General features: G+C 70.3%; 12 protein-coding genes and 1 CRISPR repeat array. Of the genes, 4 read left to right on the top strand and 8 right to left on the bottom strand.

Annotated elements, in window-relative coordinates:
• Positions 1-92 precede the first annotated feature (92 nt).
• From ABZ990_RS16335 to ABZ990_RS16320, 4 genes are all read left to right on the top strand, one after another.
• Positions 93-1382, top strand: coding sequence for an AraC family transcriptional regulator (locus ABZ990_RS16335; RefSeq protein ID WP_361231323.1), 1290 nt, complete (start codon positions 93-95; stop codon positions 1380-1382).
• A complete protein-coding gene (locus tag ABZ990_RS16330) occupies positions 1379-1525 on the top strand; it encodes a hypothetical protein (protein ID WP_361231321.1) in 147 nt (48 codons plus the stop codon). The genes ABZ990_RS16335 and ABZ990_RS16330 overlap by 4 nt, the downstream gene beginning before the upstream one ends.
• 1 nt (position 1526) lies before the next feature.
• Positions 1527-2525: a peptidoglycan-binding protein gene (locus tag ABZ990_RS16325; protein WP_361231319.1), complete on the top strand. Its 999-nt coding sequence runs from the start codon at positions 1527-1529 to the stop codon at positions 2523-2525.
• 411 nt (positions 2526-2936) lie between these two features.
• Entirely contained in the window at positions 2937-3644 is a 708-nt protein-coding gene (locus tag ABZ990_RS16320; protein WP_361231317.1) for a PLAT/LH2 domain-containing protein, read from the top strand.
• Between the two features lie 52 nt (positions 3645-3696).
• Positions 3697-4213: direct repeats of the CRISPR family, unit length 29 nt; unit sequence GGGACCACCCCCGCGTGCGCGGGGACCAC.
• A 97-nt stretch (positions 4214-4310) separates the two neighbouring features.
• On the opposite strand, the gene cas2e is transcribed toward ABZ990_RS16320, so the two are convergent.
• From cas2e to ABZ990_RS16280, 8 genes are all read right to left on the bottom strand, one after another.
• Positions 4311-4682: a type I-E CRISPR-associated endoribonuclease Cas2e gene (gene cas2e, locus ABZ990_RS16315; protein WP_361231315.1), complete on the bottom strand. Its 372-nt coding sequence runs from the start codon at positions 4680-4682 to the stop codon at positions 4311-4313.
• Positions 4679-5647 (bottom strand): type I-E CRISPR-associated endonuclease Cas1e, encoded by a 969-nt coding sequence (gene cas1e, locus ABZ990_RS16310; protein WP_361231314.1) that lies wholly within the window; start codon positions 5645-5647, stop codon positions 4679-4681. Before cas1e ends, cas2e begins: the two co-directional genes overlap by 4 nt.
• Before the next feature lie 5 nt (positions 5648-5652).
• On the bottom strand, positions 5653-6537 hold the full coding sequence (locus ABZ990_RS16305; protein WP_361231312.1) for a type I-E CRISPR-associated protein Cas6/Cse3/CasE: 885 nt from the start codon (positions 6535-6537) through the stop codon (positions 5653-5655).
• Positions 6538-6546: 9 nt separating this feature from the next.
• The gene (cas5e, locus tag ABZ990_RS16300; protein ID WP_361231310.1) at positions 6547-7356 is read right to left on the bottom strand and encodes a type I-E CRISPR-associated protein Cas5/CasD; all 810 of its coding nucleotides are present in this window, start codon (positions 7354-7356) and stop codon (positions 6547-6549) included.
• Positions 7353-8546: a type I-E CRISPR-associated protein Cas7/Cse4/CasC gene (cas7e, locus tag ABZ990_RS16295; protein WP_361231308.1), complete on the bottom strand. Its 1194-nt coding sequence runs from the start codon at positions 8544-8546 to the stop codon at positions 7353-7355. The genes cas5e and cas7e overlap by 4 nt, the downstream gene beginning before the upstream one ends.
• A gap of 119 nt (positions 8547-8665) precedes the next feature.
• Complete coding sequence (gene casB, locus ABZ990_RS16290) at positions 8666-9499, bottom strand: type I-E CRISPR-associated protein Cse2/CasB (protein WP_361231306.1); 834 nt, start codon at positions 9497-9499, stop codon at positions 8666-8668.
• A gap of 167 nt (positions 9500-9666) precedes the next feature.
• Positions 9667-14436 carry a type I-E CRISPR-associated protein Cse1/CasA gene (gene casA, locus ABZ990_RS16285; protein ID WP_361231304.1) on the bottom strand — a complete coding sequence of 1590 codons (4770 nt, stop codon included), beginning with the start codon at positions 14434-14436 and terminating at the stop codon, positions 9667-9669.
• A 102-nt stretch (positions 14437-14538) separates the two neighbouring features.
• Entirely contained in the window at positions 14539-14688 is a 150-nt protein-coding gene (locus ABZ990_RS16280; protein WP_361231302.1) for a hypothetical protein, read from the bottom strand.
• Positions 14689-15156: the final 468 nt, after the last annotated feature.

Genomic DNA, 15156 nt, shown 5'->3' with positions numbered 1-15156 from the left:
GGCGTGTCGCCGGGTGGGCGCGTTGATGCCGTGTTGGTCGGCTGCCGTCGAACGTAGATCGAACGTTTATGGCCATTGCCTTGACTGGCCCCATGCTTGACGAGATTTCAACGAGAGCACGGATGGTTCCGGCCGGTACGCCGGACCCCGTCCTGCTCACCGCGCGCCCGGTGGGGCTGGGCGCGCTGCGGCTGCGGGTGATCCGGGCCGCCGGCGGAACGTACGAGTACCGTCCCGGACCGGCGGACAGCCGGCCGCCGTCCGGGCAGCACGCCCTGGTGCTGATGCTGATGCTGATGCTGGAGGGGAAGGCGGCGCTGACCCAGGCGGACCGGACCGCCATCGTGTGCGCGGACGACCTCGTTCTGCTCGATCCGTCGCGTCCGCTGAGCGTCCGTCCGGCGGCGGAGCCGTGCCGGGCCGTGGTCGTCGAGATGCCGCAGGGGTCGGTACCGCTGTCAGCCCCCGACGCCGAGCGGCTGTTCGTGGTCCCGCTGTCCGGGGCGCGGGGTCCGGGGGCGCTGCTGGCGCCACTGCTGTCCCGGGTGGCGGCCGACCCGGACGAGTACGGGGGATGCGACGGAGCGCGGGTGGCCGGGGTGGTGGCCGAGCTGGCGGGGCTGCTGTTCGACCACTGGTTGCGTCATGGGCCCGGCGACGGGACGGACGCGGGGGCGGGCCAGGGGCCGACGCCGGTGCCGGTGCCAGTGCCAGTGCCGGTGCCGGTGCCGGTGCCGGTGCCGGTGCCGGTGCCGGTGGACGGTCAGGGGCGCGGTCCGGTCCGTACCCGATTCGAGCCGTGTCCGGAGGCGCCCAGGGGGATCGGGGAGGTCGGGGAAGTCGGGGCTGCGGGGGAGATCAGGAAAGCCGGTGAGGTCCCCCTGGGGGTGGGCGGGCGCCGCGCGACTCGGCAGAGCGTGTTGGTGAGCCGCGTACAGGCGTACGTCCAGGAGCACTTGGCCGCTCCGGGCCTCACCCCGGACACGATCGCGGCGGCGCATCACATCTCCACCCGCTATCTGCACCGGATCTTCCAGCAGCAGGGGCTGACCGTCGCCGCCTGGGTGCGCAGGCAGCGCCTGGACCGGTGCCGGCTCGACCTCGCCGATCCGCTACTGGGCGATCTGCCGGTGCGCAGGGTCGCCGCCCGGTGGGGGTTCGACGAACCCGCCTCGTTCACCAGGGCGTTCCGGGCCGCGTACGGCACGACCCCCGGCGCGTTTCGTGTACGCGCAGGATCAACGGAGTGTGCGTACGGCGTCAATGACGCGTACCCGCCCCACGCAGCAGACTCGGCCACGACGGGCACGGGACCGATCACGGTCTCCGCGCTCCTCGATCCACTCGCAGCATCGCAGCATTCGCACCAGGGGGTTCGATGAACGAGAACGACAAGTTGCCGCCGGAGCCTCGGGGAGGGGCGGGCGTCTTTGACACGGACCCCGACCAGGCCGGAGTCAGCCAGGACCCGAACGTCGTCGTCACCGGCGACATCGACGTCCTTCCCGTGGGCAAGGAGGGCTGACATGGGTTCCGTCGAGGGCATGCTGGCCCAGATGCGCGCGCTCATCGGCACCGGCGAGAACCCGCCGGGGTCGGACCGCAACCAGGTCACGAGCTGGTACGGACTCGTGGGTCCGTGGTGCGACATGACCGTCTCGTACGCGGCGGCGCACTCGGACAACCTCGGTGCGATCTACGGCAAGTTCGCGTACACGGTCGCGCACGCGCAGGCGTTCCAGAGCCACGGTGCCTGGCACTACGGCCTGGGTGGGGTGCGTCCGGGCGACGTCGTCTTCTTCGACTGGAGCGGCAGCCGCTCGATATCGGCCATCGACCACGTCGGTGTCGTCGAGGCGGTCCACTCCGACGGCACGGTCACCACGATCGAGGGCAACACCAGCGACCGCTGTATGCGCCGGCAGCGCAACTCGGCCACGATCGTCGGTTACGGCCGTCCGGCCTACGGCAACGCCAGCCCCATGCCGTCGACGGACGGCATGCTGCGCCGCGGCTCGAAGGGCGACGCGGTCAAGACCCTTCAGCAGAACCTCAATTCGGTCATGGGGTCGGGGCTGACCGTCGACGGGGACTTCGGTCCGGCCACCGACGCCGCGGTCCGTGCCTTCCAGGCGAAGTACAAGCTGACCGTCGACGGCGAGTTCGGTCCGGCCTCCTCCGCCGCCATGAAGGCTGCCCTGGGCGGCGGTTCGGCGCCGCAGGCGCCCGCTCCGCGTCCTCCGGCGTCCGGACAGCTGGCCGTGGACGGCGACTTCGGCCCCTCGACGTGCGCCGCGCTCCAGCGCGCGCTCAACTCGCACGGCGCCAAGCTGGGCGTGGACGGCGGTTTCGGGCCGCTCACCAAGAAGGCTCTGCAGAGCTACCTGGGGGTCCCCGCGGACGGGGCCATCGGTCCGCAGACGATCAAGGCGCTGCAGAAGCGGGTCGGCGCGGGCGTCGACGGCGGCTGGGGCCCGGACACCACCCGCCACCTCCAGCAGGCGCTCAACGCGGGCACTTTCTGACGCTTCTTCCGGCGCTGCCGACCCCTCCTTCCGGCTCGGCTCCGGCGGTCGCCACCGCTGGGCCGGGCGGGGAGCGGCGGTTCGGCGGTTCGGTCGGTTCGGTCGGTTCGGCGGCGTACGCCTGCCGGTTACGCCTTGCCCCGCGTCCCCTTGGGACGCGGGGCATCGCCGTATCCGGGTCGGGGTTTCCGGCCGCACCGCTGCCGTGCCGTCGTCACAGGAGAGGGAAGGCGCGCGGGGTCTGGCAAGCCGGGATCCGGACACCCGCACTGTCCCACTGGTACGTGATTTCCCCTTCATCCCCTCCGCACCCATATCCGTACTGGTGTGTGATTGCCGCAGATTCGACCGCGTGCTGAGATCACCGGTGACCGCAAAGCCGTGCAAGCCGAGAGGTGAGGGGATACCGGAGTGGCATACAAGGTGACGGTCGCGATCGGGACCGTGAACGGGGCGGGTACCGACGCGGATGTGTACATCAAACTGGCCGGGGTGAACGGCCAGAGCACGGACCAGCAGAAGCTCGACAACCTGGGCAACGACTTCGAGGAGGGCGGGACCTACTCGTTCGACCTGCCGGGAGTGGCCTCGGTCGGGGACCTGAACTACCTCCAGATGTGGCACCAGGGCGGGCTGTCGGCCTCGGAGATGTACGTCACCACGGTCCACGTCACCGACGTGACCGCCGACAAGGAGTACGAGTTCGACTACAACGGCTGGATCAACGACGACGTCACCGCCGAGATGCCCGCCGAGGGCCGCGCCGCCTCCTACGCGGTGGCCATCTACACCGGCGACGTCAAGGACGCCGGCACCAACTCGAACGTCTACCTGACGATCTACGGCTCCCTCGGCGACAGCGGCCGGCACCTCCTCGACAGCTCCGACAACGACTTCGAGCGGGACACCACCAGCAACTTCACCCTGAACCTGGCCGAACTGGGCACCCTCAGCAAGATCTTCATCGAGTCCGACGGCTCCGGCAGCGCCTCCGGCTGGTACCTCGGCAACGTCAAGATCACCGACAACTCGACCAAACACTGGTGGAGCTTCGGCTACAACAACTGGCTGGAGGACGACCACCTCACCGCCACCATCCCGGTCAGCAGCTCGGGCTGATCCTGCTACTGGGCGGCGGGAGCCCGGACTTCGCCGTCCGGGACGAGAGCGCTTGACTATCCCCGCGTGCGCGGGGACCACTGCGGATCGACGGGCCGGGAGAGCGCCTGCTGGGGACCACCCCCGCATGCGCGGGGACCACTCGTCGGGCAACTCCAGCCCGGGGACACGCAGGGGACCACCCCCGCGTGCACGGGGACCACGGCGCGCCGTCGTCGCCTCGGGGGATGGGGTCGGGACCACCCCCGCGTGCGCGGGGACCACACCATGACCGAGGCGCGGGAGGCAGTGCGGCTGGGACCACCCCCGCGTGCGCGGGGACCACGATCCTGCCCGTCTCCCCCGAAGCCTCCGTGCGGGACCACCCCCGCGTGCGCGGGGACCACCAGTCCGACGACCGCGCGGGGCGATCCGGGTGGGGACCACCCCCGCGTGCGCGGGGACCACCAGCCGAGGCAGTGCCAGAGGAGGTTGTCGACGGGACCACCCCCGCGTGCGCGGGGACCACCGGAGACCGGCCCCGTGAGGTCACCCGTATGGGGGACCACCCCCGCGTGCGCGGGGACCACAGGAGCCGACCTGCAGCTTTGCCTCACCAGACCCCGGATTTTACCCACTTTACCAAGGCGCGACTTAGCTCACACAAGGGATCTAAACGACAAAGCGTCATCTACCGAACTTCCGCCTCTTCCCCGCCTTGCTCCACCCCGACCGAGCGACCGAATCCGACGGCGACGGACCGTCCGAAGAGCTGCCTTGGGCAGGAACCGCCGGCCGGTGGAGAAGAGTGAGGCCCTCATGGTCGGTCGGGTGCCAGGAGTGTTCGTGTGTGCGGAAGGCGAAGCCCTGCTCGTTGTCGGTGCTGTGGGCGAGCAGGGCGCGGCCTTGACCGGAGTACGTGCGGACCTCGTCCCAGAGGATGTCCCGCACCCGGGCGGACGGGGAGCCGAGGAAGACACCCGGCGAGATCTCCAGGAGCCAGCGGGTGAGGAAACCCCGCAGCCCTGCCGGGCAGTTGGTGAGGATGATGACGGTCACCAGATCGGCTCGTCTCCATAGTTGCGTCCGGATGCGCGCAGGTGACCGCTGTCGGTCAGCAGGCCCACGCGATCCGCGTCCTCCTCGCCTCCGCCTGAAGCCGCGTGCTTCGCTTCGACTTCGTCGCAGCGAAGGAGTTTCTTGATGTCGTCGGCGCAACGACTCAGAAGCCCACTCTTGTTGATGCGGTCGCGAAGCGCACGACGCGTCCGGGTGGCGACATCGTCCTCGCCCTCTGCGGCCGCGTCGAAGGCCGCAGGGATAGCGATCTCCGTCTTGTAGAGATCGGCGATGTCCAGGACGAACGAGCGTTCATGCCCGGAGTGCACGAAGCCGAGCCCCGGGGAGCACCCGAGCGCGGCCACGACCGCGTGGGCGACGCCGTACATGCACTGCGCCGCCGCAGTGATGCCCTGGTTGGGCGCGTCGCCCGCGGAGAAGTCGTCGCGGTGGTAGTCACGACGGACCCAGGGGACTCCCGTCCTGACGGACTCCCGGCGATAGCACTCCTTGACCCTTCGTCCCTCCATCCGCAGCAGTTCGTCACGCGTGCGGCCTGCGGGATCCTCGTCCGGGAACCGCAGACGGTACATGGCGCGGGCCACTTCGACACGCGTACGGCGGTTCGCCCATGCCGTCGCCTGTGCTTCCACCAGCCCCGAGGAACGAGTGAGAGCGCGGCCACCGGAGTAGAAGCGCACTCCGTGTTCACCCACCCAGATCACTGCGGCGCCACTCTCCCCGAGAAGGGCCATGGCCTGGTGGGTGACGCGGGTGCCGGGTCCCAGGAGCAGCGTTCCGAGGGCGGCGGAGGGGATGTGGGTGACGCCGTCGGCATCCGTCGCGGTGATGGCGTTGTCGTCGCGGTGGATGGTGCAGCGTTCCAGGTAGAGAAAGGAGACGCGCTCACCGACCCGCGTGAGTTCGCGTGGCGAGGAGAGGCTGCGCTTGCCCACGGTGTTCATGCGGCTCACCGTGCCGGTGCGAGGGTCATGAGTCCGCAGCCGTACGCCTTGGACTTGCCCAGTCCGTGGGTGAGGACGCGGCGGAACGCCGCCCCATCGGTGATCCGGAGGCGTCCGTCGAACGTGGCCCGCGCAAAGCGGACATCCGCCCCGGGCCCGGGAGCCGAACGTGCCGAGCTCCCCGGCCGCTTGCCGAACTGAACCGGCACACGGTCGTGGACGACGACTTGATAGTTCCCCTCATCGTCCTTCTCCGGCACGGTCGGCGCCGACTCCGACGCCGACTCCGGCCCCGTCGTCGTACGACGGTCCTCGACAGCCCCCGGCCCGTCATCGTTCACCGCCCGCTCGGCTCCCCGCACCACGCCGGCGGCGGCAGCCCCAACCTCGGCCCCGGTCTCCGGCACCTGGGAGAACGATCGGCGGAGCACCTCGAACCCGGCCCGCTCCTGTTGCTTCAGCAGCCAGCCGATCTGGTGGCGCACGGTGACGTGCGCTGCCCGCTTGGTCGGTGCGCCGACCGGGTCGTGCGCACGGCGGATGTGGTGGACGGGGTTCGCCGTGAGACGGAAGGCCCAGATATCGCCTTCGGCGAGGGCGTCCAGGAACTCCCCGTAGGCGAAGGTGGCCCAGCCCTCCTGGCCGAGGCTCGGCCAGCCGGCCTGCTCGGCGAGGTGGGTGAAGTCCGGGCGGCTGGGGCTGGAGACGAGCAGGTCGACCCGGTCCCCTGGGGCGTGGTCCAGCCGCCACAGGACGCGGGGCCCCGTGCCGTCCCGTGCCGGAGGCTCGGGAAACGCCATGTCCACCGCTCCGTGCAGGCGGTGCGGGGAACCGAGGAGCCGTCGCGCCTCGGACCGGGCGGTATTGATGCGGAAGCGGGTCAGGTACATCGTCGGTCCCTAGGAGACATCCGTGGCGGGGCGGTCGGATTTGGTGCCATGTATGGCGGAAGCCGTTCCGGACGGCGGTGGCGGCGCGACCGGCGGCGCCGGGCGCAGGTGGGCGGTGGGGTCGTGCGGCGGAGGCGCTTCCACGTGACTGCTCCGTACGCCGCGCACCCCGTACTGCCGGTGGCGCGGGTCGAATGTGAGCGGCGTGTCCCGAAGCGTGAAGTCGGGAAGCTCGCCGGGGTCGCAGTCGAACAGGAGGTCCAGTTCCGCCGGGCTGGGGCTCTTGCCCTTCCCGCCGTACGCCTGGGACACGTGCTCGGTCCGCCGCCTGTACCAGTCGGACGCCTGCCACGGCACCTCTCGCAGGGCATCGGCCAGCGGCCGGTCGGTGAGCGAGCCCTCCTTGAGGAGAAGCGGAAGCGACGGGGGGCAGGAGCGGCGTCCCAGGTACGGGAGGAAGCGGGGCGCGGCGACGGCGTCGTGCAGCCTCCGGATGAACTCGTCTTCGCCCTCCACGCCCGCCACGAAGACGGCGTCGGTGAGGTAGTAGCGATCCGACAGCGGCATGACGCGACCCGTGTCGGTGTTCTCCGCCTTGTGGAAGTCCTTCAGCCGGGTGCCGGGCTGGTCGACGCGGACGCCGAAGCGCAGGGCGGCCAGATCCGACAGGTCGGCGTCGCGCGGCCGGCCTTCGGCGGCGGCCAGCAGGCCCAGTACTCCGCTCTTGGTGGGGGCGTTCTCCGTGGTCCGCTGGACGAACCGGGAGGAAGCGCCCCAGGCCTGGAGCGGCCCGGCGAGCCGCAGCAGCAGTGTCGTCACGCGCCGGACTCCAGCCTCTCCCCGACCACGCTTCCGACCTGGTCCAGCAGTTCCTTCAGCGTCACCCCGCCACCGAGGGGCGCCAGGTCACGGGTCTCCTCTCCCACCCGGAAGACCCAGGTCGGGTCGGACTCCAGCCCGTACTGCCGCTGCACGTCCGGTACGTACTCCGCGAGTCGGCGGCAGCTCTCCAGGAGAAAGCCGCCCTGCTCGGTCTTCGGAACCGGCCTCTCGAACGCGCCCACGAAGCTCAGGGGCCACCGGTCACGGATCGTGACGACGACGGCGGAGGGCAGGGTGTGGTTGCCGAACGTGTTGATCTTGCCCGTGGGCATCGAGGTGATGAACGCCTCCAGGAAGGCGGTGACCGCCTTGACGGAAGGGGTGCTCGACGGCTCGTCGTCCTGGAGACCGGCGCCGAGATTGCACTGGAGTTCGTCCACGTCGACAGCCGCGTACCGGTACAGCGTCGCGGAGTTGAAGTCGATCGTGCCGATCATGCCGGCGCCGCTCTCGGACTCCTCGTTGAGGTCGTCGACGGCCGTGTAGTAGTCCGACTCGATGTCGGAGCGGTGCACGCTCAGGGCGTGTGCGACCTGGGTGGCCGCGTCGACATTGAGATCGGCGGAGTCGGCGACCATCCGGCCGAAGAGCGCGATGTCGACCGAGTGCCGGGTGTCGACCGCGCGGCGGGCGCGTGCCTTCTGCTCCTTGTCCTTCAAGGACTTCTTCAGCGTCTCGACGTCTCCGCCCCCGCTCGCCGTGGCGGCGAGCTCGGCCAGGGCGTCGAGCTGACGACGGCTGAGGAACATGAGGTACTTCGCCTCGGCGACCGCCGTCCCCTCGGCGTCGCTCTTCGCCTTGCGCTTCGGCACCTCGAACGACGAGCCGGTGGCGGCCTTCAGCACCTCCTCCGCCAGCTTCTCGGCGTTGCCGGCGAGGTCGGAGTCGTACGCGCCGATGCGCTGCGCCAGCGCCTCCACCACCTTCTTCGTCCGCACGCCCAGGTCCTCCGGCGGCAGCAGTTCCCCGAACCGCTGCCGGGTGGCGCGCTTCCACGCCTGGCTGGACACCCGGGCGCGGCGAACCCCTCCGTAATAGGCGGACTTCGGGGTTCCGGTGTCGTCGCGATTGATATTGCTCGGCGGGACATTCTGCAGGATGTGAATGTCCAGGATCGTGCGGGTCACGAAATGTTCCGTTCTCTCGTCAACGGGCGGGGGACCGGCGGACAGCCGGGGTCAAGGGCCGCCGCATGCGGTCGCAGGTGGGCTCGGGGCGTGCTCGGCGCGTGGCCTGTCGGGGGCGGTCACGCGTCGCCGTCGGACTCCTCGGGGTCCAGGGGCTCGTCGTCCAGGTCGTTCGGGGAGCCAGGTGAGTCGTCCGCGCCGTCACCGGAGGCCTTGTCCGCCGATCGGTAGCGGCGGTGGAAGTCGCGTCCCCAGGATCGGCGCACCGTGTCCCGCCGTTCCTCGCCCTGCCACAGCAGCAGGTGGTCCGCGAGCAGCGCGTAGTCCAGAGGGATGCGAGCCGCGCGAAGGAGCAGCACCAGTTCGCGCAGCCGGGTCGCCAGGACTTCGGCGTCCGACGCGCTGCCGACGCGGACGAACCGGCGGCGCACGGCCTCGTTGATATCCGCGTCCGCCGCCGTCGTCTCCGCCGCCGGTCCGGCTGCCTGTGGTCCGCTGCCCGCACCATCGGCCTTACTGTCACTCTCACCGTCGGCCGCAGCTCCTCCGCGTGCCGGCGCGTCCCGTGCGCCGGTACGGCCTTCGGCGAGGCGTCGCACCGCCCGGCCCAGCGTCCACCCCCGCTGGTGCATGTCGTCGTCCCGGACCGACTGCTGGTGCAACGCCCACAGCGTCACCGCCAGATGGACGGCGGTGTCCTCCTGCTGTTCCCTGACGTCCCGGGCGGCGTACTCCCAGGAGGAGAGGTACGCGCGGCTCGCACGGCCGGTGCCGCTCGCCGCCGCTTCCTCCTCCCGCTGTTCCTCCCGGAGTTCCGCCAGTTTCTCCAGGTGCTCGAGACCCCAGGCCGTGGGAGAGACGTGCACCTCCTTGCCGGCCTCACGGCGGAGTCGTGCGATCGCCGCGACGGCCCAGGGGGCGTCCTGCCGGTATCCGTTCCCCAGTTTGTTCACGACCTGGGAAACCGTGCGGGCGGGAAGTTCCCAGGACCGTCCGACCGGTCCTGAGGGGTGATGCGATGCCATGTTCTCTTCTCCTGGGGGCAAGGAAGGGTTCGGCTGCCGGCACCCGCTCCGGGAGGGGCCGGACTTGGGGACGGTGGCTCGCGTGGAGGGCCCGCTCAGGAGGGGTCACCCGGCCCTCGGGCCGGCCGAACCGGTGCACCCAGCGTTCTCTCCAGGCGGGCGAGGAACCAGAGTTCGGCCCGCCCCGCGTCGAGATACGTCTTGTCACGGCCCGGCAGGTCGACCATCCGGCCCTCCATGGCCGCCGGACCGGCGGACCGGATCTCCTGCCGGGCGAGTCGCCGGATGTTCCGGGACGCCGTCTCCCGCCACTGCTTCCGGGCCGTCAGGAGGTCCGTCTGGTGGGCCAGTTGCCGCAGCCAGGCGCGGTACGGGCCGTCCAGCGCGCCGTACCCGAGATCGCGCACGGTCTCGGCGGCCTGGTCCGCACGCTCTCCTCCAGAGGCGAGGACGAGGTTCGCGGCAAGACTCCCGAGTGCCTTCACCGCCTGCTCGGCGTCGTGGACGGCGTCGACTGCGGCTGCCCCGAAGACCGGGTTGTCGGCGTGCAGAGCGACCACCGGGAGCACCACGGCGTCCGCCGCGATCTCGTCGACGACCGACTGCTGGGTGCCGTATTCCAATCCGACGGTCCGCAGGCGGACGAGGGTGTCCGGTGTGACTCCGGCTTCGGTGATCGCTTCGGTGATCCACCGGACGACACGGGGCGGAAGTGCCGCGGGGGCGCCGTCCGATCCCGCCGCCTCTCCGGAGCGCCTGGCGGGCAGCAGCGCTTCGAGTCCCCGCCACGCCGACCGGCGCGGATCGTGCCGCCGTGGCACGTAGAAGACGGAGCGTTGCCGCTTCTTCTCCTGCGTCGGACTGCGGCGCCACGCGCTCATCGGCTCCAGCAGCCAGGGGGACTCCTGGAGCAGCGGATCGCCGTAGCCCAGGACGACTCCGGTCACCCCGGTCCCGTCCGCCTCCAGCCGGATCCGGCGCGACTGCCAGGTGTAGAGATCCCGCAGTCCTGCCGGCTCGGGTCCGCCGCCCTGGTCGCCTCGGGGGCCCGGCCCCCACGGCTTCTCTCTGCGCCAGACGGGAAGATCGTCCGCGATTCCGTCCGCGAAGCCACTGCCCCCGTAGGCGTTCTCGAACGGGATCAGGTTGAGCAGGAGAGTGTCCCGCAAGGTGCCGCCTTCCGCGAAGACTCCCCCGAGCGAGCCGAGCGAGCCGACCCCGAGCGGGTACACCTTGCCCGCCTTCCCCCGGGCGTCGTCACGCATCGCGGACTTGATCCCCGACACATCGAACGCGTGCGCGTGGACCAGCCAGCGAGCCGCCTCCGCGAAGGAAAGCCGTTCCACGCCCGGCCGTCGCATGGAGAACAGGGCCGAGCCGGTCGGCACGTCGGCGACGATCCGGCTCAGCGGGGCCACGTCACCCTTCTCCGTCCGAAGGCCAGGGACCTGGAAGAACGGCCGCTCGTCGTCCAGGAGCCCAAAGCTCGCGGAATGCCGGTCCAGGTATTCCACCGCCTCGGCGAAGGGGTCGGTCTCCTCCCAGAGGTCCACCCATGCGTCGAGATCGACGGGCCCGTCGAGCGCGTCGTACAGGACGGCCAACGCCAGCCGCAGCAGGGCGAGATCCTGTGTGGGTACGTCCCCGACGATTCCCCGCAGCTCGCCGGCGCGCGCGAAGACGTCCCTCAGGGACAGCTCCACGACCTCACCGCCGTCGGTCCGCTGCACTGGAATCCACGGGTCGTCGGCCAGGTTGAATGTCGGGGGGCCGGCGATCTCCGCGCTCGCCTCCCCCACGTTCTCCGCTTCCCTCCGCGTGCTCACCTCTCCTGCCTCCACGCTCGTTCCATCGGCGATCGCACCATGCCGCTCGCCGGTGCCGCTCCTCGACGAGGCCGCCTGCCGCTCTCCCGGCCCGCCTCCCGCTCCGTCCGTCCCTATGCCGTCCGGGCCGCTTGCGACGGTCACGGGCACGCCGGCCTCGGCGAAGCTCAGTCCTTCGGCTCGGCTGTACCTCAACTCGTAGCCTGCCAGGTGGGTCTGACAATCGCTGTCGAGAACCAGCAGCAGCTCCCCGGCCAGCCACGGGCATTCCTTCACCTGCCAGGCCGGGATCAGGATTTTCTCCAGCTCGGCGATGGTGCGACCGATCACGCCCTGGTGACTGAAGCGGCCCGGGAGCGTGAGCGCGCTGGCCGCCACCGCCTCCGCCGCCGCCCTGCTCGGTGGAAAGTCCCTCGGCAGGTTCAACCCACCCCTGCCGTCCTCCAGCCAGGGCACGGTGGACAGCCTCCCGTCCCGCGACCGCTGGATGACGAGTACCTCCAGCGTTTCCTCGGCGTCCCGGACCTGCGCGCGCCCTTCCCCGGTGTCGTCCGCGTCTCCGGCATGCGCTTCCAGCCATCCGTAGAGCGGTCTGCCGGCCGGCCTCACCGGCCCCAGCAGAAAACCGTCGGCCCGGTGCTGCTTGGTCTTCAACAACCCACGGTGCCGCTCTTGCGCTAGAGCCAGTTCCCCCGCCCACTCCGGCGGGCCGAGCGGGTCGTTACCGTAAGCCCTCTGTACGAGCGGGCTGATGTCCGCCGGCAGCCGCAGCGGCTCCCCGTCGAGATGCGGTCCGAGCACCGCCAGTGCGCGCAGTAGCGTCCAGTCGCCCCGGTACACCGCCCTCGATCCCTTCACCGGCTCCGGAGGCGAGGCGCTCCAGTCGGCGACTCCGGTGATCAGACACCTGGGCGTGGCCAGACGTGACGGTCTGGACGCGGTGTGCCGGTGCAGCCGCCCCATCCGCTGCAACACGAGGTCGACCGGGGCCAGGTCGGTCGCCATCAGGTCGAAGGACACGTCCAACGACTGTTCCACGACCTGGCTGGCCACCACCACATGCCGGTCCGGCCGTCGGCCGCCCGGACCGTAACGGCTTACCAGTCGGGCGTCGTTGCTCGCCCGATCGGCCGCCAGGAAGCGCGAGTGCGCCACGGTGACCGCGTCGTCCCCGAACCGCTCGCGCAGGACTTCGGCCATCTCCATGACCCGCGCCACCGTGTTCCGTACGACCAGCGCGCATCCGCCGTCCGCCAGTTCGACGGCCAGGCGGTCCGCCAGTACGGCGGGATCATCGTCCAGTCGTTCCAGGGCAACGTTCACTCCTCGCCCCGAGGCCGCGGCCGGTCGCGCGATCCGCGCTTCATGGCCCGGTGAGACGGCCGTGAGAAGCGGATACGCGTCGGCCGCCGCCTCGACGCCGGCGGCGCCTTCCGCCCCCGCGTAGGCGGCGGCGAGCGCGCGCCTGCGTTCGGCGGGCAGGGTGGCGGAGAGAAGTACCACCGGCACCCGGTAGGCGGCCAGCCACTCCAGCGTCCGGTCGAGATACCGGTTCATGTACGCGTCGTACGCGTGCACTTCGTCGATCACCACGACCTTGCCCGCGACCGCGAGATGCCGCAGCGCCAGGTGGCGGCTCTTCAGCGCCGCGAACAGCACCTGGTCCACGGTGCCGACGGCGAAGGAGGCCAAGAGCTGCTTCTTCCTGCCGCGCAGCCATTGGTGCGCGTGAACTCCGGAAGGGCGCCGTCCTCGTTTCATACGGCCGTTCTCGTCGCCGTCCGGGTCCACCGCCGTGATCGCTCGGTTCCCGGTCCGCAGCAGTCCGGCCCACTCGCTCTGCAGAGCCGCTTTGGCATGCGCCAGCACCACCGACCACGAGCGTGTTCCGTCCTGGGGCAGTGCCTCCATCCAGGACAGCAGCCGGCCGAACATCGCGTCGCCGGTCGCCCGGGTCGGAAGGGCCAGCAGCAGCCCGCCGGCACCGGAGCGCGCGGCCAGCACCTCCGCCGCCGCCAGCGCGGCTTCCGTCTTTCCCTCTCCCATCGGTGCCTCGATGATCAGCAGCCCGCCGGGGTCCATCTCTTGCGCCATCCGCACCGCTTCCACCTGGACGGGGCGCGGCTCGACCCCCGCCAAGTGCGGGAACCGCTCCGCGAACAACTCCCGCGCGGATCCGCTCGGCGCCTCGGGGCGCCATGGCTCGGCGAGGTCGAGCCCTTCCCAGGCAGCCCTGAGTCTGCGCGCTTCACCGTGAGGACCTTCCGGTTGCCACGACTCGGGCGTGTACGGGAACAGTTCGGGAGCGCTGGCGATCCAGTCCGCGAGGATCACCACCGCCGTCAGCAGCACCTGCACCGGCTGCGACAGCCGGGTCTTCCCCCACGAGGACAACAGAGGCGCTGCTTCGGTGAGTTCGGCGCACCAGTCGAGCAACTCGAACTGCGCGGCCCGCCACACCTCTTCGCTCGCGCCGACGTGCCGCAGGAGATGGGGTCGGAGTTGGAGGTCGTGTATCTGCCCGCTCTCTGGCGGGACTCCGTGATGGCCGCCCGCAACCACTGCCAACTGCCCTGCGGTGCGAGCCCCCATGGTGAACCGCTCACCCATCCACTCCTGGAGGATGAGCTGCCCGGCCAGCCCATGCGGCGCCAACCGACGATCCTGCCCGTACTCCCTGGCGGTGAGCATCTCCAGACCACGGTCACGCATCCGCCCGGAGAGCTGCTCCACCTGACAGGCGAAAGCGGGGGAAAATTTTCCGATATCATGAGATACTGCCAAAAATCGGACAAGCCGCCCGGCCTCTTCCTCCCCTCCCGGCACCGACTCTGCCACGAGTCGCTTCACGGACTGGGGCAGCCACTCGTCCCACAACTTGCCGGCTACCGCACCACTGTCCGCCATGTGACGCCAGAGCGGCAACCAGCCGTCACTGTCGCGATCATGCTTGGCCCATGCGGATCTGGCCGGTGCCGACAGGGCCGCGGAGGTGGGTGCGGGACGGGCGGGGCCCGGCGTCTTCGAGCTCTGGATCATGCTGATTCCCCCAGATAGTGCGACCTGCGGCATGAGCACGGGGTGGACGAACGAGAAGCCTGGGGTGGGGCCCGCTGGACGGGCCCCACCCCAGGGAGGGCGTCAGCGCCTGCGCCAGAGCGAGAGCACCATGCCGGTGGACACCAGGAGGGCCCAGATCCAGGGCTGTTGGGGAGAGGCGGCGATCATCGCGCCGATGAGAGTCCAGGTGTGGCTCTCGCTGGGCTGGTCAGGGGTCGTTAACGGGCTCACGTTATAGTCCTTGAGTCTCTGAGTTCCTGCGGAGACGGGAGGCCGAACTCCTGGCGGTCATTGCAGCGACGAGCCAGGGTCGTTCGGCCTCCGCTCTTCGAGCCTAGCGGCCCGGGGACACCCCAGGGCTGCCTTGCCGGAACTTTGGCCGAAGTCTGTTCTTGACCCTTTGCTTCAATCGCAGAACCCAGATTCACGATTGAACTTCTTGCACCCTCATTAACTCGGACAACAGGTGAACCGCAGGGCACAGACTCTCGGTTGAGGCAGAGCGAGCCCTGGCTTCAGTACATGAAACAAAGCCACGCACCGCACGCAAGGCGCCACCGAACGCGATCCGCACAGCGGCCGGGACCCTGCGTACCCCCACGCAAGGGGGCGACCTCTCTGGCGACAGCCCTGACACTGGGCTGACCATGGGTCCCCGCGCACGCGGGGATGGTTCCTGGCAGTATGACTGGAGGACCT

It is taken from the genome of Streptomyces sp. NPDC046203 (assembly GCF_040646255.1).
Taxonomy (GTDB): Bacteria; Actinomycetota; Actinomycetes; order Streptomycetales; family Streptomycetaceae; genus Streptomyces.
Note: the sequence above shows the minus strand (reverse complement) of the source record. Positions and strands in the feature narration are given on the sequence as shown.